This window comes from Luteimonas sp. KH_071 (genome assembly GCF_057838005.1).
In genome coordinates this window covers 715,697-733,126 of record NZ_CM174458.1, presented here as the reverse complement: position 1 = coordinate 733,126, position 17,430 = coordinate 715,697, and the positions used below count along the sequence as shown (strand labels likewise).

The window sequence follows — 17,430 nt, the reverse complement described above, 5'->3', positions numbered from 1 at the left end:
CGAGCGACTCGCGATCCGCCTCAGCCTGCCGCTGGTGACGGCCTTACCCCCGCACGCGGGGGAAGGCGCGGATCGCCGCACGTCCAGACACGCGCTGGCAGATCAGGCCGGCGGCGGCGCCTTGCAGTGTCGATCGATGAACGCCTGGTGCGGCGGCATCGCATCCACGCAGGCCGACAGCGTGCGGCCGATGCTGTCGATGAAGCGATGGACCTCTTCGTCCGGCACGTTGTCGACCAGCGGATGCCAGCCCTGCGGCACGATGCCCTGCCCGATCATCACCTGCACCCAGCTGATCTCGGCGAACATCTCGCTGGCATTGCGGAAGAAGCGGCCGCTGTCGCGGAACAGATCGATGACGCCCTGCAGTTCCGCGGGCACGTCCATCGTCCGGCACTGGCGCCAGAACGCCGTGTCGTCGCGACGCGTCGCCTTGTAGTGCAGGATGACGAAATCGCGGATGCGATCGAACTCGAACGCGAGTTGCGCGTTGTATCGCTCGGCGAGCACCGGGTTGAAGCCCTCGCGCGGCAGCAGCTCCAGCAGCTTGGAAATGCCCGACTGGATCAGATGGATGCTGGTCGATTCCAGGGGCTCGAGAAATCCGCTCGACAGTCCGATCGCGACGACGTTGCGGTTCCAGCACTGCTTGCGGCGCCCGGTGGTGAAACGCAGCGGTCGCGGATCGCCCAGCGCCTCGCCTTCCAGGTTCGCCAGCAGCGTGGCGGCGGCCTCGTCGTCGCTGACGTGCGCGCTCGAATACACGTACCCGTTGCCGGTGCGGTGCTGCAGCGGAATGCGCCACTGCCAACCCGCCGGGCGCGCAGTGGATCGGGTGAACGGTGCAGGCGGTCCGATGTTCGCGCTCGGTACGGCCAGCGCGCGGTCGCAGGGCAGCCAGTGGGTGAAATCGTGGTAGCCGCTCTTGAGCGTCTGCTCGATCAGCAGGCCGCGGAAACCCGAACAGTCGACGAACAGATCGCCTTCGAGCACGGTGCCGTCGTGCAGCCGCACCGAGGTCACGAAACCGCTTTCGGCATGCTGCGCGACGTCATCGATCATGCCTTCGTGCCGGCGCACGCCGCGCTGCTCGGCGTAGCCGCGCAGATACCGCGCATAGAGTCCGGCATCGAAGTGGTAGGCGTAGGCGATATTGCCGAGCGGTGACCCCGCCGGCACGTCGGTCGCCGACACCATGAAACGGCCGCGCTGCGCGGCCAGGGTGTTGAGGGTGTAGTCGCCGAGCGGACCCGCGCGTCCGGCATGCCGCGCTTTGAGCCAGTACTGGTGGAACGGCAGCAGCCCGAGCGGATGCCCGATCTCGCTGCCGAAGCCGTGGATATAGCGTTCACCGACATCGAGCCAGTCGACGAACTCGATGCCGAGCTTGAAGCTGCCCTGCGTGCTGCGCACGAAATCGGCCTCGTCGATGCGCAGCAGCTGGTTGAACGCCTTGATGTGCGGCACGGTCGCTTCGCCCACGCCGACGGTGCCGATCTGTTCCGATTCGACCAGCGTGATGTCGTAGCCGGGCCCCAGCACGCGCGCGAGCGCGGCCGCAGTCATCCAGCCTGCGGTACCGCCGCCGACGATGACGATGCGTTGCAGACGATCCATTCCGGTCTCCTGATGCGATGGCGAAGACACACAGCACGACGGGACCCGCAGGTCCCGTCGTGGTCACACGGACGCGGGGGTAGGCGTCAGAACTTCACACCGAGCTCGACGCTCAGCGTACGCGGCACGTAGTACATGTTGCCGAACTCGTTGACCGTGATGTTGGGCGAGTAGTTGCCACCTGCGCCCGCACTGATCAGGTTGAACGACGAGAAGTTCTGGTAATTGAACACGTTGAGCACGTTCAGTCGCGCGGTCAACGCGGTGTCGCCCGGCAGTGCGAATTCCTTGGTCGCCTGCAGGTCGACGGTGCGGTAGCCCCAGATATCGCCACCGACCAGGAACTTGCCGGTGCCCGGTGACTTGAACGCGATCGGCTGGCCGAACGAACCGTCGGCCGGACGCGCGCCGTAGTCGCGGACGTCGTTGAGGTAGCGCGGCGTCTCGAGCACGATCTTCGCGCCGAACGTCAGGCCCCACGGACCATCCACCGAACCCGCCATCACCAGGCGGTGCTCCGGCACGTCATTGGCGTAGATGAAGGGATAGCCTTCGATCGTCGGCTTGTCGAAGGCATAGGCCTCGTCACGCGAACGGTTGTGGATCGCGTCGGTCTTCGTGTACGCGAAGCTGACGCCCCAGCCTGAGTCCCTGGTGTAGGGCTTTTCGGCCGACATCAGCAACTGGTCGTTCTTGGTCTCGATGCCGTTGCTGCCGAGGATGGTGTTCGCGTAACCCGGGACCGCCTGGCCCCACGGCGCGTCACCGTTCTGGAAGTAGCTGCCGTCGGGAAAGCGGTTGATCAGCGTGAACACGAAACCGTCGTAGCTGTTGATGCGCTGGATGGTCACGTCGGTCAGCCAGTCGCCGACTTGGTTGGCCATGCCTAGGCTGAACTGGTCGCTGTAGGGCGTGCGCAGATCGTTGTTGAGCATGAAGAGCTCGGCGCTGCCGGCGGTGCCGGGGATGGACCACAGCTGCTCGATGCCGGTGAGATAACGCTCGTCCCAGGCGACGCACGGACGGCCTTCCTCGTTCGGGCGGTAGCACTGCCCGGTGAGGGGATCCTGGAAGCGCACGTTGACCGGCGAGAGCGCGGCCTTGCTGACTTCCAGCGACAGCAGCTTGAACAGGTTGCGGTCGTAGGACCGGCCGGCGCCACCGTGGATCACGTGCTGCTCGTTGGCATCGAGATCCCAGGCGAAGCCGAAGCGCGGCGCCCAGCCGTCCTTGAAGTCGCTGCGGTTGTCGCCTGTGCTGATGTAGTCACGCGCATCGATGCCGCTGGCGAGCAGGCGGTTGGCCCAGGGCTGGCCGGCGTTCTGCGGCGCGGGATCCGGCGAGTACAGCGCATCGACGAAGGCCTGCGAGGTCACGAAGTCGGTATAGGCCGGATTCTTTTCGTAGTCCCAGCGCACGCCCAGGTTGAGGATCAGGTGGTCGTTCACCTGCCAGTCGTCCTGGATATAGAACCCGTACTGCTTGGAATCGGTCTCCACCGACGGACGCTGGCCGGGCACGTTGTAGGGAGAGAGGAAATCGACGTTGAACGGCGTCGGCTTGACGCCTGCTGTCGTCACTTCGTAGCGGAACTGCGGATTGATCGCACCGGCGTCCTGCGAGGCGAGCGTGATGTCCTTGTAGCTCACGCCCACCTTGAAGGTGTGCTCACCCGCGAACTCGAAGCCCTGGAACGTGGTGTTGTTGATCAGCGACCAGCCGTCCTGCTCGCGGCGGAACGCGTCGAAGCCACCGGCCGGACCGGTCTCGACCAGCGTGCGCTCGTTGGCGACGGTGCCGTTGGGATTGCGCTCGATGTAGGTGTAGATGATGCCGTTGCCCAGGCTCATCGGGAACGGGTTGGTCTGCGTGTCCTCGGTGCTGAGGATCAGTTCGTTGTTCCAGGACGCGGCGCTGTGCTGCCAACGCAGGTTGATGCGCTTGTCCTTGTTGATGACGTCGCGGCCATGCTCGGCGGCGCGCTGGTCGCCGACCGAGTCCACCTGGACCTCGTCACGCACCTGCGCGCTGAGTTCGATTAGGTCGTCGTCGGTCACGTTCCAGCTGATCTTGCCGAAGTACAGGTCTTCCTCGAACGGCGCACTGATCGGGCCGAAACGCGCCTGCACGTCGGCCGGCAGGTACTGCACGAACTGCGAAGCGTTGGAATCCGGCACCACGCTGCGCGGGGTGATCAGGTCCTTCTTCTCGTAGACGGCGAAGAAGTGCATGCGGTCCTGGATGATCGGGCCGCCGAAGGCGACGCCCCATTCCTTGGTCTGCGAGTCGACCTTCTCCTTGCCCGGCGCTTCTTCGTCCGGGCGCTTCTCGCGCAGGCCCTCGTTGGTGAAACGATAGAACGCCTCGCCTTCGAATTCGTTGGTGCCCGACTTCGTCGCGGCAGTCACGGCCGCGCCGGTGACCTGGCCGTACTCGGCCTTGTAGTTGGAGGTGATGACCTTGTACTCGCCGATCGCCAGCTGCGAGAACGGGTTGCCGCGCGAGTTGTTCTGGCCGGCGACACCACCACCCTCGACGTAGCCCTTCTGGCCGACGCCGTCGATGTAGAGGTTGCCCGACGAGCTGTTGGTCGCGCCGCTGCGCAGCGAGGTGAAGCCCTGCGCGTCGGTGGTGAACGCCATGCCCGGCACGGTGTCGGCGAACTCGAGGAAGTTGCGCGTCGCCTGCGGCAGCTGCTGGATCTGGCGCAGCGAGATCGTGTTGCCGACCTCGGAGGTCTTGACGTCGCGCAGCAGCGGGGCCGTCACGGTGACGGCGCCGATGTCGGTCACATCGCCGGAGGCGGTGCCGGTCTGGCTGGTCGTGCCCTGCAGGTTGAGGGTGGACGTCGAGGCCACCGACAGCGTCACGGTCTGCTGGGTCCCACCCGCGTCGACGCGATAGGTGCCCGGGGGCAAGCCGATCAGGGTGTAGCTGCCATTCGCACCGGTCTGCGTGCGACGCACGGCACCGGTCGCGGTGTTGGTGGCCGTCACGGTGGTGCCGGCTTCAGCGCCCGCCTGCGAGGACACCTGACCGCGCAGCGTGGCGCCGGTGGACTGTGCGAACGCGGGCGTCGCGACGACGAGACACCCCAGCAGCGCACACGCGAGCAGGCTGGGTTTGGGGGCACGCGAAGTGCGATTGGCTTTCATGGCATCCCCTCCGAGGGACTTCAGTTGCGTGATTGCTGATTTTTTTTTGGGATCGAGACAACGGCACAGCGGCACAGCGTTGCGGCACGCCCACGCGCAACCGCGCACCGGCCTGGGCCGGCGCTTCGGAAGCGGGAATGAGCCTGTAGGTCGACGGGGCGGAGCGCGGATGCCGGGGCGCATCCATCTCCTGGCCGGATCGGTCTCCACCGATCGCGCCAAGCCGCGGCCCGTGCCTGGGCACGAGATCGCGGCGGGCGCCGGCGCCAGCACCAGCCGAGCGGCCTCGAGTGACGAGGGGGCGCGGTGGAGCGGGTCGGCGCGCATCGTAATCCTGCGAGGAGCTGCCGTCTACGAGGACGATCACCGGGATCTCAAGGGGCGAAGCTGCCCGGCAGCCTGCCGCCGCATGGTCTCCGTACCCGACCGCCCCCGCGCTCATTCGAACGTCCGCCCTCGTCAGTGAGGCGGACGCTAGCACCGCTTGGAAACGTTTACATGCCGCATTGCAGCAGTCACGTCCCAGATTTTCTGCGGCCGGGACCGCCGTCGGCTGAATCGCAACGGACCCTGTGGCGCACGCTGCATGCGCGTGCGGCGCCGCGCATTGCATGATGCGGACATGGATACGCGACGGACCGCCCCTGTTCCCCGCCCTGCCTGCCGCATGTTTTCAATGCTGCTGGGCAGCGTCTGTGCGATGTCGGCGCTGGCCGCTCCGGCCCCGCCACTGCCGCAGGTCACGGTGTACCGGTGCACGGACGCGAACGGCCGCGTCGCCCTGCGCGACTCGCCGTGCGCGGACGGCGCGACGCAGGAAGTCCGCAACATGCTGCGCCCGGTGGATGGCACGCCGCCGCCGCCGCGTCCGAGCGAACCCACCGTGGCCGTCGTCGATCCGCCGGCGCCGCAGGTCATCGTCCTGCGTCCACCGCAGCCGATGTACCGCTGCGTCCGTCCCGATGGCAGCGACTACACCAGTGATTCGTCCGACGGCAATCCGCGCTGGGTGCCGCTGTGGACGCTCGGCTACGGGCCCACGCGACGTGGCGCGTCGACGCGTGTCGAAGCCGGTGGCGGACGCGGCAGCATCGAAGTGGATTCCGGCGTCGATACACGGCCGCGTGCACGCGGCGGCTATTACGGCGCGGGCACCTGGATCCGCGACGAGTGCCGGCAGATGCCGCAGGGCGAAGTCTGCAGCCTGCTGGGCAATCGCCGCGAAGAGATCCGCCGCCGCTTCTTCAATGCGCAGCCGACCGAGCGCAGCCAGCTGACGAACGAAGAGCAGGCGATCAACACGCGTCTGTCGCAGGATTGCGACCGGTGAAACAGGGCGTCGTGTTGTCCATCGCGCTCACGTGCGCGCTGGCGAGTGCTGGCAGTGATGCGGTGACCACGGTCATCTACCGCTGCACCGATGCAGCCGGCGCGGTGACGTTCCAGAACGGCACGGCTTGCCCCACCGGACACAAACAGGAACGTCGCGTCGTCGAAATGGCCACGCCGATGCCCGCATTCGTGTCGCCGCCGGCAACGCCCGTTGCCCCGCCGCAGGTGCCGCTGATCTCAAGCCTGCCCGCCGCCGAACCGGTCGTGCCACGCGAGGACGACGACGCCCCCGATCCACCGCCTGCACTGTTCGCCTGTCGCGTCTTCGACAACAGCACCTACTGGCGCGAAGACGACACACCGCCACTGCGCTGCCGCCCGATGCAGACCGTCGGCATCGGCGGACTGCCCGGCATGCAAGCAGGCCAGGCCTGCGAGCAGGTCGCGGACGTCTGCGAGGCGGTGCCGGCGGATGCGCTGTGCAGCACCTGGGAGACGCGCGTGCGCGAAGCGGAGTTCCGGTGGCGCTATGCACAGAGACGCGAGCAGCCACCGCTGCGCTTCGAGTACGAACAGCTGTTCACCACCTGGCGCGACAGCACGTGCGGTCCGGGCGCCGCCGTCGCGCCCGCAGCCGACTAGAGCCAGCGTGGCACGGCCGCCCGATAGGCCTCGTATTCGGAACCGAAGCACGCACGCAGGCGCGCTTCCTCGAACGGAATGATCGCGTGCTGCAGCGCCAGCACGGGCAACGGCAGCAGTAGCAGCGCCCAGGGCAGATCCAGCATCAGCGCCAGGCCGACATAGGCCAGCACCTGGGCCAGGTAGATCGGGTTGCGCGTCCACCGGAACGGGCCGCGCAGGATCAGTCGCGCCGGCGTATGCGCGGGAATGATCGTGGTCCTGCGCCGCGCGAACAGCGCGAAGGCCCACACCGCCAGCACCAGGCCGGCATCGGCGAGCAGGGTGCCCGTCAGATGCAGCGCGGGGCGAATGCCTTCCGGCGCCAGCGGCAGACCGAACGCATGCTGCAGGCCGGCGCCCGCGGCGAACGCCAGGATGCACTGCACCGGCGATGTGCTGCGCACCAGCCAGGGTGCGCGCGGCGCGACATCCAGCGGCTCAGAAACCATGGCGCAGGAATCCGCCGTCGACGGCAATGCATTCGCCGGTGATGTAGGCCGATGCCGGCAGGCACAGGAACGCGACCGCTGCGGCGACTTCTTCCGGTTCGCCGATGCGGCCCATCGGCGTGCGCAGCAGCACGTCGTCGAGATAGTCGGGGTCCGACAACGGGCCCGAGGTACGCCGGGTGCGGATGTACCACGGCGCCACCGCGTTGACGCGGATGCCGTCCTCGGCCCATTCGACCGCGAGGTTGCGGGTCATCTGGTGCAGCGCCGCCTTGCTCATGCCGTAGGGCGCGCCGCTGCGCACGTGGGTGATGCCCGACACGCTGCCGACGTTGACGATGGCCGAGCTGCCGCGGCTCGCGAGCAGCGGATGCGCGTAACGCGCAAGTTCGAACGCGCTGAACACGTTGACCTCGAAGATCTCGCGCCACTCGTCTTCGGCGTAATCGTTCGCCGCGCGGCTCAGGTTGCCGCCGGCGTTGTTGACCAGGATGTCGAGTCCGTCGCCCTGGTCTTCGACCCAGTCGAGAATCTCGCGCCGCTGCTCTTCGTCGACGACGTCGGCGATCATCGCGCGCACGTCGGCCTGCGGAAATTCCTCGAGCAGTTCGTCGCGCGTCGATTCCAGTGCATCGCCATTGCGGCCGACGATCAGCACGGTCGCGCCGAAGCCGGTCAGTTCGCGGGCGATCGCGCGGCCGATGCCGGCGCTGCCGCCCGTCACGAGGGCCAGTTGTCCATCCAGGCGCCAGCGGTGCGGATCCATCGTCATTCCCTGATCTGTGTCGGCGTTAGGATAGCGCCGAGCCCGTCCGTCGGAGTGCCGCATGACCAGTCAACGCGTGTATCCGCATCCCGCTACCGTCAATCACCGCGTCCGCATCTGCATCGGTGCGCTGCTGTTGCTCGGCTGCGCGGCCTGTACGCCGCCGCCGAACGAGCCGACGGAAAAGCCGACCGAACCGCGGGCCACGCATTTGCGCGACGCGATGCAAAAGCCACTCGACAACGCGCGCGCGACGCAGGCAACCGTCGACGCCGATGCGCAGCGTCAACGCAAGGCGATCGAAGACGCCGGCGGCTGAGCGGCCCCGGCGTTCCGACGACTCACCAGTCCGTCGGCTTGTAGTCCTTCAGGAACTGGCCCCAGACGTGGTTGCCGGTATTGAGGCCGTCGATGATCGGATCGACGATGCGCGCCGCGCCGTCGACGATGTCGAGCGGCGGATGGAAGCGCTCCTCGACGATCTTGCGTTCGGCGATCTCCACCGGATCCTCGTCGGTCACCCAGCCGGTGTCGACGGCGTTCATGTGGATGCCGTCGCCGTGGTAATCCGCGGCCGAGGTGCGCGTCATCATGTTGAGCGCGGCCTTGGCCATGTTGGTGTGCGGGTGCTTGGTGGTCTTGAAGTTGCGGTAGAACTGCCCCTCGACCGCGGACACGTTGACGATGTGCTTGTCGCGCTCGGGCGTGCGCAGCATCAGCGTCTTCAGGCGCGCGTTGAGGATGAAGGGCGCGACCGCGTTGACCAGCTGCGTCTCCAGCAGTTCGACCGCGGGCACTTCATCCATCTGCAGGCGCCATGAGTTGCGCCCGCGCAGATCGACCTGCTGCAGATCCTTGTCGACGCGGCCTTCCGGGAACAGATGCGCCTGGCCGACCAGTTCGTCGGCGAGCAGCGGCACCTGCGACAGTTCCGCGGCGCGCGCGAAACCGGCGCGGCTGGTGTCGCCGCCGACCAGCGACTGGCTGCCGCCCGGCAGCAGATCGGCCGCGCGCAGACCCTCGTAACCGCCGACGAGCTTGCGCACGTGCTCGGGCAACGTCTCCACCGCGGCGGTCTCGCCGGCCATCATGTGCGCGTAGAACGCCGGCGGACGGCGCACGGTCTGGCAGGCGTTGTTGACGATGAAGTCGAGCCGGTCGCGGGTGGCGACGAGTTCGGCGCAGAACGCCTCGACGCTCGGCGTGTGGCGCAGGTCGAGGCCGAACACTTCCAGCCGGTGGCCCCACTCGCCGAAGTCCGGCTCCTGCGCGTAACGCTGCGCGGAATCGCGCGGGAAACGCGTGGTGACGATCAGCGAGCAGCCGGCGCGCAACAGCTTCAGGCCGGCCTGGTACCCGATCTTGACCCGGCCGCCGGTCAGCAGCGCGACGCGCCCAGTGAGGTCGGCGGTTTCGGTGCGCTTGACGAAATTCAGTTCCGCGCAGGTCGGGCACAGCTGGTCGTAGAAGTGGTGCACCTGGGTGTACTTCTGCTTGCAGACGTAGCAGTGCAGCAGTTCCGGCGACTCGGCATACGGCAGCTCTTCCGGCGCGGCGTTGCGCGGATCGTGCTGCCCCGGGGGCTGCGGCGGGAAATAGTTCGGCGTGGTGAACACCGGCTTGCGGCGCAGCGTGCGGATGCCGGTCTGGTCGAGCAGCGCCTCGGTGCGGCGCACCTTCTCGCGGTTGGCTTCGCGCAGCGCTTCCTTGGCCTGCTTGCGACGCGCGCGCGGCTCGGGATGGTGCACGAGTGCGACCGCCTGCAGCAGGCGGATGCGGACCTCGTCGGGCAGACCGTCGAGCACGCTGCGGTCGTCGCGGATCGCCTCGAGCAGGTCGGCGGCGATGCGTGCGCGCTGCGGCAGGGAGTCGTCGGCGTCGGATGCCGGGGGCGGTGCGGAGATCGAGTTCAAGAGCGTGTCCGTGGGGCGTGCGCGACACGCAGGACGCGGGGCGCCGGTGTCGGGTGGGGGGCGTGCGGTGCATCGGCCGATCGGCCTTCGCGGGCGTAGAGGTGGTCGCGCTGGCGGCGGGGGCGCCTGGTGCGTGACCGTACCGGGGATCGGATGGGATCCGCGGCCGGGACATTTTCGCCGATTGGCGGGGGCGGTGCCATCGCACGGCTGGGCGAGGTCCCTGCGACGCCTGCTAAAACTGGCTGCGATCACCGGAAACCCGGCCTGGCGTTCACGCTTGGCCCGCCAAGGATCTGTTCCGCGGTGGCTCGAAGCCTTGCTGCACGGGCTCAGAAACGAGGGGGCTTTCTCCGACACCATCGGGCAAACGGCCGTCATTCCCGCGAAGGCGGGGATCCAGGGACTTTCGCTTGGGAAGGCACAAACGTCCTTGGATTGACCAGCCCTTCGGGCTGTTGCAAGACACCTCCGCCTGCGCGGGAACGACGATTTCAGCGATTCGCGAACCGCTCGAAAGCCTACCTACCCCGTCAGAACGCCTAAAGCGATTCGTTGGAAATGGCCCTAGCGCTTCACCGGCTGATACACGATGAAGATCACCAGCTCATCGTCGCCCAGTTGTTCCAGCGCATGGCGGTCGCCGTTGCGGGTCAGGATGGCGTCGCCGGGGCCGACCTCGCGCACGGTGTCGTTCAAGGTCAGGCGGCCACGGCCCGACAGCACGTAGTAGATCTCGTCCTTGTCGTTGACGTGATCGCCGATCGTCGCACCGGGATGGAAGGCGCGCTTGCGGAAGATCAGGTCGAACCCCGTCGCATCGGAGAAGAACGGATACGCCGTGGTCGTGCCGAGGCCGTCGTGCGGGCCGGGCTGGGTGATCGCGATGTCGCGCTCCTGCACGACGACCGAAGGCGACACGGGCGCAGCGGGCGGGGCCGGCAGCGCTTCGCAGTCGGCCGCGGTCACGGCCTTCACCGGCGCATCGGCATCGATGCCGCGCCAGCCGGCCGCGACGAGGCAGGCCACCGCATCGGCGCCGGCCTCGCTGAAATGGGTGCCGTCGGTCTTGCCCTGCGCGGGCACGTGCATGAAGTAGGGCCTGGCGCCCTCTTCGCCGTGCGCGCGGATCCAGTCGCTGGACGTGGCGTTGAGGTCGATCAGCGCGACATCTTCGCGTGTCGCGAGATCCTGCATCGCCAGCGTGTAGCGGCCATGCGTGTCGACCAGCGAACGGAAATCGTAGAGCAGTCGGGCGACCGGGGTGATCAGGATCGGCGTGGCGCCGGCTGCGCGTGCGACGTCGACATAGCGCTGCAGCAGCTGCGGGTAATCGGTGGCGGGGTCGGTATAGCGCGTGGCGTCCTCGCGCTTGGCGTCGTTGTGGCCGAACTGGATCAGCAGGACGTCGCCTGCGCCGATCTCGCCGGCGATGGCGTCGAGCCGACCTTCGTCGATGAAGCTGCGCGTGCTGCGCCCGCCCACGGCGTGGTTGCGGACATCCCAGTCCTCAGTCGTCCAGTTCGATAGCTTCTGGCCCCAGCCGGCCTGCGGTGCGCGCTCGGCGCCGTAGGCGGCCGCGGTGGAATCACCGGCGATGAAGATGCGGTGCGGTGCGGGCGGCGCGGCGAACGCGGTGCCCGCGGCACACAGGAGCAAGAGCGACAGCAGACGTTGCATCATGACGGCGCCCTGCGGAATTCGGGATGGAACCGCAGGCCGCCGCGCCATGGCGACGACCTGCGTCGTGCAACGGTTCGCGCGGGGCTTACTTGCCCAGCACACCCTTGACGTAGGCGACGATGGCGTCGTCCTGGGCGTTGTCGAAGAACGCCTTCTGGAAGCGCTCGCCGCCGACGGCCTGCTTCACCAGCTCCTGGTCGATCGCCTTCAGGCCTTCGACGAAATCCTTGGACGCGCCCTTCTTGACGTCGGCCAGGATGCCGGCGTTGGTCATCTGCGATTCCTTGCGCTCGGCCGGGTAGCCCTGGCCGCGCTCGCCGTCGAACGCCTTCTCGAAGATGTAGCGGATGTTGATTTCCGCGCCCCAGCCGTAGCCCTTGGCGAACGGAATGGCCAGCGCGTTGCCGTTGTTGACCTGGGCGAACAGGAAGGCGTCGGTCGGCTCGATGCAGTAGCCGCAGTACACGCCCGGCCAGGCATTGAGCGACATCAGCGCGCCCTGGCCCGTGCCGCAGCCGGCGACGACGAAATCGACCGCCTTCGAATTCAGCAGCAGGCTGCCGATGATGCCGAGGTGGATGTAGGTCAGGCGGTGGTCGTTGTCGCCGTCCATGCCGACGTTGAAGACGGTGTGGCCCTTCTCGGCGGCGACGGTGTTGAGCTGTTCCAGCACGACCGGGTTCTTGGCGGCCTGGCTGAATTCCTGCATCAGTGCGATTTTCATGAAGACTCTCTTTGCGTGATTCGAGGGGAGGTGGAACTGCGGAACACACCGGCCCGGCGTGCTCCGCGGAAATGGGATGGGATCAGCGGGCGAGCCAGCCGCCGTCGACCGGGATCACCGCGCCGTTGACGTAATCGGACGCGCGGCTGGCGAGGAACACCGCCGTGCCGCCGAGATCCGAAGGCTCGCCCCAGCGCGCGGCCGGGATGCGATCGAGGATCGACTTGTTGCGGGCCTCATCCGCGCGCAGCTGCGCGGTGTTGTCGGTCGCCATGTAGCCCGGCGCGATGGCGTTGATGTTGACGCCCTTGCCGGCCCACTCGTTGGCGAGCAGGCGGGTGATGCCGGCGATGCCCGACTTGCTGGCAGTGTACGAGGGCACGCGGATGCCGCCCTGGAACGACAGCATCGAGGCGATGTTGATGATCTTGCCGCTGCCCTGCGCGATGAAGTGGCGGCCGACGGCCTGCGACAGGAAGAACGCGGACTTGATGTTGACGTTCATCACGTCGTCCCAGTCCTGCTCGCTGAAATCGACCGCGTCGGCGCGGCGGATCAGGCCGGCGTTGTTGACCAGGATGTCGACGCCGCCGAGGCCGTCGAGCGTTTCGCGCAGCAGACGCGCGACCGGCTCGATGCTGGTCAGATTGGCTTCGATCGCGACGAATTTCCGACCCAGCGCCTTGACCTTGGCTTCGGTTTCGGTCGGCGGGCTGATGCCGGCCGCGGCGATGTCGGCGCCAGCCTCGGCCAGTGCCACTGCGATGCCCTGCCCCAGGCCGGTATTGGCGCCGGTGACCAGCGCGACCTTGCCTTCGAGACTGAACGGATTCGTCATTGCGTTGCTCCCTGTTGCGATGCGTGAGTGGCCACGTGCGGCCGGTTACTTGAGCTGGCAGATGTCCAGCACGTGCATGTCGGTGTAATCGAGGTTCTCGCCGCCCATTGCCCAGATGAAGCAGTAGTTCGACGTGCCGGCGCCCATGTGGATCGACCACGGCGGCGAGACGACGGCCTCGTTGTTCTGCATGACGATGTGGCGCTGCGCGTCGGGTTCGCCCATGAAGTGGTAGACGCGATCGGCGTCGCCGAGATCGAAGTAGAAATAGACCTCGCTGCGACGGTCGTGCAGATGCGGCGGCATCGTGTTCCAGACGCTGCCCGGCTTGAGGATCGTCAGACCCAGCAGCAGCTGCGAGGACTGGCAGGTGGCCGGCACGATGTACTGGTAGATGGTGCGTTCGTTGCTGGTCTCCAGTGCTCCGCGCTCGAGCGGGACCGCATCGGAAATCGAGATCTTCTTCGTCTCGAAGCGCGCATGCGCGGGGGTCGAGGCGAGATAGAACTTCGCGGGCGCGGATGCATCGTCGGACGCGAACACGACCTCGGCGCTGCCCATCGGCACGTACAGTCCGTCCTTCGGCGCGAGCGCGTATGCGGTGCCGTCGACCGTCACCGTACCGGCGCCTGCACCGACGTTGACGATACCGAGTTCGCGACGCTCCAGGAACGGTCGGCCCGCCGCGGACGCGGGTTCGGTCTGCGTTGGCAGCGACAGCGGACCGGCGACCGGCGACGCGCCGCCGAGGACGAAGCGCTCGTAGTGCGTGTAGCTCAGACGGATCGCGTCGTCGGCGAACAGACCGTCGAGCAGGTACAGATCGCGCAGTGCGTCGTTGTCGATGCCCTGCATCACACCGGGATGGGTCGCGTGATAGGTCTTCTGGTACATGACGGGCTCCAGACGGGACAGGGCACGGTCACCACGGCACGGCGCCGGGTTCTTGCGCGGACGGCCATTCTATGATGTCCGGTAACCGGTGTCATTCCGCGACGCGGCATGGGTGTGATTGGCGAGCAGTGGCGCTTCACAATGCCCCAGCGTTCCAAGCTGAGGCTTCGCGAGTGATGCGGGTTGGAAGCCCCCCTCGGTCATTCCCGCGGACTTCATCTGGTCAAGCGGGAATCCAGCGCCTTTGGGCATCCTGGACGATCAGCATTTCTGCTGACCCGCACTTCGGCGCGTCAAAGAGCAACATCTGTGGCCCACGTCGACAACGCGCGTCCTGCGTACGCCAAGCCACTGGATTCCCGCTTTCGCGGGAATGACGGTCGTTGGATTGATCGTCAACTGAAACGATACGCCGCAGCTGTGCGCTGAGGGTTCGCAAGAGCCCCTCACCCCACCACCTGCTTCGCAGGCGGTCCTCCCCTCTCCCGGAGGGAGAGGGGCATCGGTATCTGCCGCCTTCTGCGGCAGATGATTTCTCAGCGGGGTGGCTGGCAGGAATCGCGCAGGATCAGATGCGGGCGCACGCTGGCGAGTGGCCTCGGGCCGTCTTCGGGCTGGATCAGCATCGCCGCGGCGATGCGGCCGGTGTCGCGGGTGTCGCGGCGGACCGAGGTCAGCGGCGGCCACAGGCGCGTGGCCAGGGGGCTGTCGTCGTAGCCGACCACCGACAGGTCGCGCGGCACGTTGATGCCGTCACGCATCGCCACGCGATAGACGCCCGCGGCCATTTCGTCGTTGCCGCAGAAGATCGCGGTCGGGCGCTTCTTGCCCGACAGCAGTTTTTCCGCCGCGGCGACGCCGGATTCGAAGGTATAGCCCGCCTCGACGACACGCGACTTCGGCAGTTCGATGCCGCGCTTTTGCAGCGCCGACAGGAAGCCGCCGGTGCGTTCGATCGAGGAACGGTAGTCACGCGGACCCGTGATCAGGGCGATATCGCGGTGACCCAGCGACTGCAGGTAATCGGCGACCTCGGCGGCGCCGTCGTGATCGTGGGTGACGACCATGCGCTCGGGCTTGTCCATCGAGACCGCCGCGATCCGCACGTAGCGCACGCCGATCGAATCGAGCATCGCCGCCAGCGCCGGATCTTCCGACACGCGCGGCACCAGCATCACGCCGTGCAGCTTCTGCTGCTGCACGAACCGGCGCACGCCGTCGACGTAATCGGGGCTGCGGCTGTCGCAGGGATGCACCACCAGCTCGAAGCCCGAACCGCGCAACGAATCCAGCGCACCGTACTGCATGTTGACGATGAACTGCGCGGTCGGATTGTCGTAGACCATGCCGATCAGGAACGAGCGGCGGAACGCGAGTCCGCGCGCCAGCGGATCGGGCGAATAGCCGACCTCGCGCATCAGCGTCTCGACCTTCTCGCGCGTGTCCTGGCGCACCAGTGGCGAGTGGTTGATGATCCGCGACACGGTTTTCTTCGACACGCCTGCGAGCCGGGCAATGTCGTTGATCGTCGCGGGACGCGATGGGTCCCGCACGGCCGGCGCCTTGGGTGTCTTCTTTGCTGCAGGCATCGGCCGTTCCGTCCGTCGGGTTGTCGCGCGGTTTCCATTCTAGCGGCAGTTCCCGGGCCGCCGTGCGGCGGCGCCGGTCACCCGGGCGGAGCTGTCAGTCCAGCGCGCGGTACCGGAAGTCGCGGAAGTGCACCTTGCCTTCGCCGGCTGCGTAGATCGCCGGCTTCACCGCGAGGAAGCGGCCGGCCACGTTGTGGTGGTAGCCCGAGATTTCCATCTGCACCGGATATTTGGTCCAGGTCTCGCCGTCGGTGCTGGTGTGGATGGTGACGATGTGCTGGTCGTTGCGCACCCGCATCCACAGCTTGCCGCCCGCGGCGGGCGCGATCTGGTTGGGGCGCTCCTCGCCGTAGCGATGCATGATGAAACGCTCGCCGTTGCTGCCCACGCCCACATACAGCTTGTCGCTGTAGAACAGCAGCGCGCCGCCCTGCGCGCCAGGCTCGATCTCCATTTCCACCTGGAATTCGTAGGACTTGTCGCCGGCGATCACCGTCAGCGGCGAACTGTCGCGCGGCTGGCTGCCCTTGCCCTGCAGCGTCAGCGTGCCGTCACCGAACGACAGGCGCTCGTATTCGGTCTGCGTGGGATCGTAGAACGACCATTGCGCGCCGAGGGTGTCACCGCTGAAATCGTCGGAGAGCGCCATGCCGTGCTGGCCGACCGACTCGCCGGCGGGCTTGGCCAGTGGCTGGCCGAGATCGCCCCCCTTGGCGACGAACCAGCCGTCGTCGGTCCATTCGATCGGCTCGAGCAACGCCTGCCGACCGAGCGTCCAGTATCCGTTCTCATAGCCGTGATAGATCATCCACCAGCGGTCGTCGGTGCCCTCTACGATGGTCGCGTGGCCGCGTGACCACCACGGCTCGGCGCGATCGACGGTGCGCACGATCGGGTTGTGCGGCGAGTTCTCCCACGGGCCGTGGATCGAACGCGAGCGCGCGGTGATCACCATGTGACCGGTCGGCGGACCGGCCGTGCCGCCGACGGCGGTGGTCATGTAGTACCAGCCGTCACGGAAATTGATCTTCGGGCCTTCCTGCGCGTAGGCCTCGACATCCCATTCTTCCGGATACTGCCAGCCGTCGTAGACGTGCTTCGGCTCGCCGACCACGCTGAGGCCATCGTCCGACAGGGGGACGTAGGCGCCGCCGCTGAGGAACAGATAACGCTTGCCGTCCTCGCCGACCGCGTGGCCGGGATCGATGTAGCGGCCGAGGCCGATGTTGACCGGCTCGCTCCACGGCCCCTTGATGTCGTCGGCCCAGACCACGTAGTTGCTGCGCTCGCTGCCCTCGGTGCCGCCGGTGCGCGCGGGGAAATAGATGTAGTAGCGCGCGCCGTGCTTAATGATGTCCGGCGCCCAGATCGAACCGACGTTCTTGGTGATCGCATGGCCCAGCGGCTGCCAGTTCACCAGATCGCGCGAATGCCACAGCGGCAAGCCCGGATAGGCATCGAACGAGGATGACGTGAGGTAGTAGTCGTCTCCATCCTTGAGCACCGACGGATCCGGGCGATCGCCGGCGAACAACGGGTTGAGGAAGGTGCCGTCTCCGAGATCGGCCTTGCGTTGGTTCTCGATGCCACGCGCCCAGTTGGACGCCGCCGGTCCCGCCGGCGCGGCGACAACCCCAGCAGTGAGCGACAGGCCCACCAGACATGCGGCGAGCAGGACAGGCACACGTGTGTTCAAAAACGGCATCAGGTTCTCCGGAACGGCAATCAAGCGGGACACGCCATGGGACGTAAAATGACACCGATGGCCAACCGACCGTAACAGAGC

14 protein-coding genes are annotated in these 17,430 nt (G+C 67.1%); 3 read left to right on the top strand and 11 right to left on the bottom strand.

Going from position 1 to position 17,430, the window contains the following annotated elements; translation table 11 throughout:
• Positions 1 to 102: 102 nt before the first annotated feature.
• Together AC3IRM_RS03385 and AC3IRM_RS03380 are read right to left on the bottom strand one after the other, a co-directional pair.
• Positions 103 to 1,617 (bottom strand): tryptophan halogenase family protein, encoded by a 1,515-nt coding sequence (locus tag AC3IRM_RS03385; protein WP_489204862.1) that lies wholly within the window; start codon positions 1,615 to 1,617, stop codon positions 103 to 105.
• A gap of 86 nt (positions 1,618 to 1,703) precedes the next feature.
• Positions 1,704 to 4,772, bottom strand: a complete 3,069-nt coding sequence (locus tag AC3IRM_RS03380; RefSeq protein ID WP_489204861.1) for a TonB-dependent receptor — start codon at positions 4,770 to 4,772, stop codon at positions 1,704 to 1,706.
• Between the two features lie 676 nt (positions 4,773 to 5,448).
• On the opposite strand from AC3IRM_RS03380, the gene AC3IRM_RS03375 reads away from it, so the two are divergent.
• Both AC3IRM_RS03375 and AC3IRM_RS03370 read left to right on the top strand, forming a co-directional pair.
• Positions 5,449 to 6,102 (top strand): DUF4124 domain-containing protein, encoded by a 654-nt coding sequence (locus AC3IRM_RS03375; RefSeq protein ID WP_489204860.1) that lies wholly within the window; start codon positions 5,449 to 5,451, stop codon positions 6,100 to 6,102.
• Positions 6,099 to 6,746, top strand: a complete 648-nt coding sequence (locus AC3IRM_RS03370; RefSeq protein WP_489204859.1) for a DUF4124 domain-containing protein — start codon at positions 6,099 to 6,101, stop codon at positions 6,744 to 6,746. Before AC3IRM_RS03375 ends, AC3IRM_RS03370 begins: the two co-directional genes overlap by 4 nt.
• Here the strand turns inward: AC3IRM_RS03370 and AC3IRM_RS03365 are convergent.
• Both AC3IRM_RS03365 and AC3IRM_RS03360 read right to left on the bottom strand, forming a co-directional pair.
• Positions 6,743 to 7,237, bottom strand: a complete 495-nt coding sequence (locus tag AC3IRM_RS03365) for a methyltransferase family protein (protein ID WP_489204858.1) — start codon at positions 7,235 to 7,237, stop codon at positions 6,743 to 6,745. The genes AC3IRM_RS03370 and AC3IRM_RS03365 overlap by 4 nt on opposite strands.
• Positions 7,227 to 8,003, bottom strand: coding sequence for an SDR family oxidoreductase (locus AC3IRM_RS03360; protein WP_159677844.1), 777 nt, complete (start codon positions 8,001 to 8,003; stop codon positions 7,227 to 7,229). The genes AC3IRM_RS03365 and AC3IRM_RS03360 overlap by 11 nt, the downstream gene beginning before the upstream one ends.
• Before the next feature lie 61 nt (positions 8,004 to 8,064).
• Between AC3IRM_RS03360 and AC3IRM_RS03355 the strand changes: the two genes are divergently transcribed.
• Positions 8,065 to 8,322: a hypothetical protein gene (locus AC3IRM_RS03355; RefSeq protein WP_489204857.1), complete on the top strand. Its 258-nt coding sequence runs from the start codon at positions 8,065 to 8,067 to the stop codon at positions 8,320 to 8,322.
• A gap of 22 nt (positions 8,323 to 8,344) precedes the next feature.
• Here the strand turns inward: AC3IRM_RS03355 and AC3IRM_RS03350 are convergent, their stop codons facing one another.
• The 7 genes from AC3IRM_RS03350 to AC3IRM_RS03320 all read right to left on the bottom strand — a co-directional run bounded on the left by AC3IRM_RS03350 (position 8,345) and on the right by AC3IRM_RS03320 (position 17,349).
• Complete coding sequence (locus tag AC3IRM_RS03350; protein ID WP_489204856.1) at positions 8,345 to 9,916, bottom strand: SDR family NAD(P)-dependent oxidoreductase; 1,572 nt, start codon at positions 9,914 to 9,916, stop codon at positions 8,345 to 8,347.
• A gap of 567 nt (positions 9,917 to 10,483) precedes the next feature.
• Complete coding sequence (locus AC3IRM_RS03345) at positions 10,484 to 11,596, bottom strand: GDSL-type esterase/lipase family protein (protein ID WP_489205820.1); 1,113 nt, start codon at positions 11,594 to 11,596, stop codon at positions 10,484 to 10,486.
• A gap of 88 nt (positions 11,597 to 11,684) precedes the next feature.
• The gene (locus tag AC3IRM_RS03340; RefSeq protein ID WP_489204855.1) at positions 11,685 to 12,323 is read right to left on the bottom strand and encodes an RpiB/LacA/LacB family sugar-phosphate isomerase; all 639 of its coding nucleotides are present in this window, start codon (positions 12,321 to 12,323) and stop codon (positions 11,685 to 11,687) included.
• 82 nt (positions 12,324 to 12,405) lie between these two features.
• Complete coding sequence (gene kduD, locus AC3IRM_RS03335; RefSeq protein ID WP_489204854.1) at positions 12,406 to 13,161, bottom strand: 2-dehydro-3-deoxy-D-gluconate 5-dehydrogenase KduD; 756 nt, start codon at positions 13,159 to 13,161, stop codon at positions 12,406 to 12,408.
• A 45-nt stretch (positions 13,162 to 13,206) separates the two neighbouring features.
• Entirely contained in the window at positions 13,207 to 14,055 is an 849-nt protein-coding gene (gene kduI, locus AC3IRM_RS03330) for a 5-dehydro-4-deoxy-D-glucuronate isomerase (RefSeq protein ID WP_489204853.1), read from the bottom strand.
• A gap of 536 nt (positions 14,056 to 14,591) precedes the next feature.
• A complete protein-coding gene (locus AC3IRM_RS03325) occupies positions 14,592 to 15,644 on the bottom strand; it encodes a LacI family DNA-binding transcriptional regulator (protein ID WP_310237379.1) in 1,053 nt (350 codons plus the stop codon).
• 94 nt (positions 15,645 to 15,738) lie between these two features.
• Complete coding sequence (locus tag AC3IRM_RS03320; protein WP_489204852.1) at positions 15,739 to 17,349, bottom strand: family 43 glycosylhydrolase; 1,611 nt, start codon at positions 17,347 to 17,349, stop codon at positions 15,739 to 15,741.
• Between the last annotated feature and the right edge of the window lie 81 nt (positions 17,350 to 17,430).

Bases quoted from the DNA above. Each gene is read 5' to 3' on its own strand.
- AC3IRM_RS03385 (WP_489204862.1), bottom strand. From the start codon at position 1,617: ATGGATCGTCTGCAACGCATCGTCATCGTCGGCGGCGGTACCGCAGGC.
- AC3IRM_RS03380 (WP_489204861.1), bottom strand. From the start codon at position 4,772: ATGAAAGCCAATCGCACTTCGCGTGCCCCCAAACCCAGCCTGCTCGCG.
- AC3IRM_RS03375 (WP_489204860.1), top strand. From the start codon at position 5,449: ATGCTGCTGGGCAGCGTCTGTGCGATGTCGGCGCTGGCCGCTCCGGCC.
- AC3IRM_RS03365 (WP_489204858.1), bottom strand. From the start codon at position 7,237: ATGGTTTCTGAGCCGCTGGATGTCGCGCCGCGCGCACCCTGGCTGGTG.
- AC3IRM_RS03360 (WP_159677844.1), bottom strand. From the start codon at position 8,003: ATGGATCCGCACCGCTGGCGCCTGGATGGACAACTGGCCCTCGTGACG.
- AC3IRM_RS03355 (WP_489204857.1), top strand. From the start codon at position 8,065: ATGACCAGTCAACGCGTGTATCCGCATCCCGCTACCGTCAATCACCGC.
- AC3IRM_RS03345 (WP_489205820.1), bottom strand. From the start codon at position 11,596: ATGCAACGTCTGCTGTCGCTCTTGCTCCTGTGTGCCGCGGGCACCGCG.
- AC3IRM_RS03340 (WP_489204855.1), bottom strand. From the start codon at position 12,323: ATGAAAATCGCACTGATGCAGGAATTCAGCCAGGCCGCCAAGAACCCG.
- kduD (WP_489204854.1), bottom strand. From the start codon at position 13,161: ATGACGAATCCGTTCAGTCTCGAAGGCAAGGTCGCGCTGGTCACCGGC.
- kduI (WP_489204853.1), bottom strand. From the start codon at position 14,055: ATGTACCAGAAGACCTATCACGCGACCCATCCCGGTGTGATGCAGGGC.
- AC3IRM_RS03325 (WP_310237379.1), bottom strand. From the start codon at position 15,644: ATGCCTGCAGCAAAGAAGACACCCAAGGCGCCGGCCGTGCGGGACCCA.
- AC3IRM_RS03320 (WP_489204852.1), bottom strand. From the start codon at position 17,349: ATGCCGTTTTTGAACACACGTGTGCCTGTCCTGCTCGCCGCATGTCTG.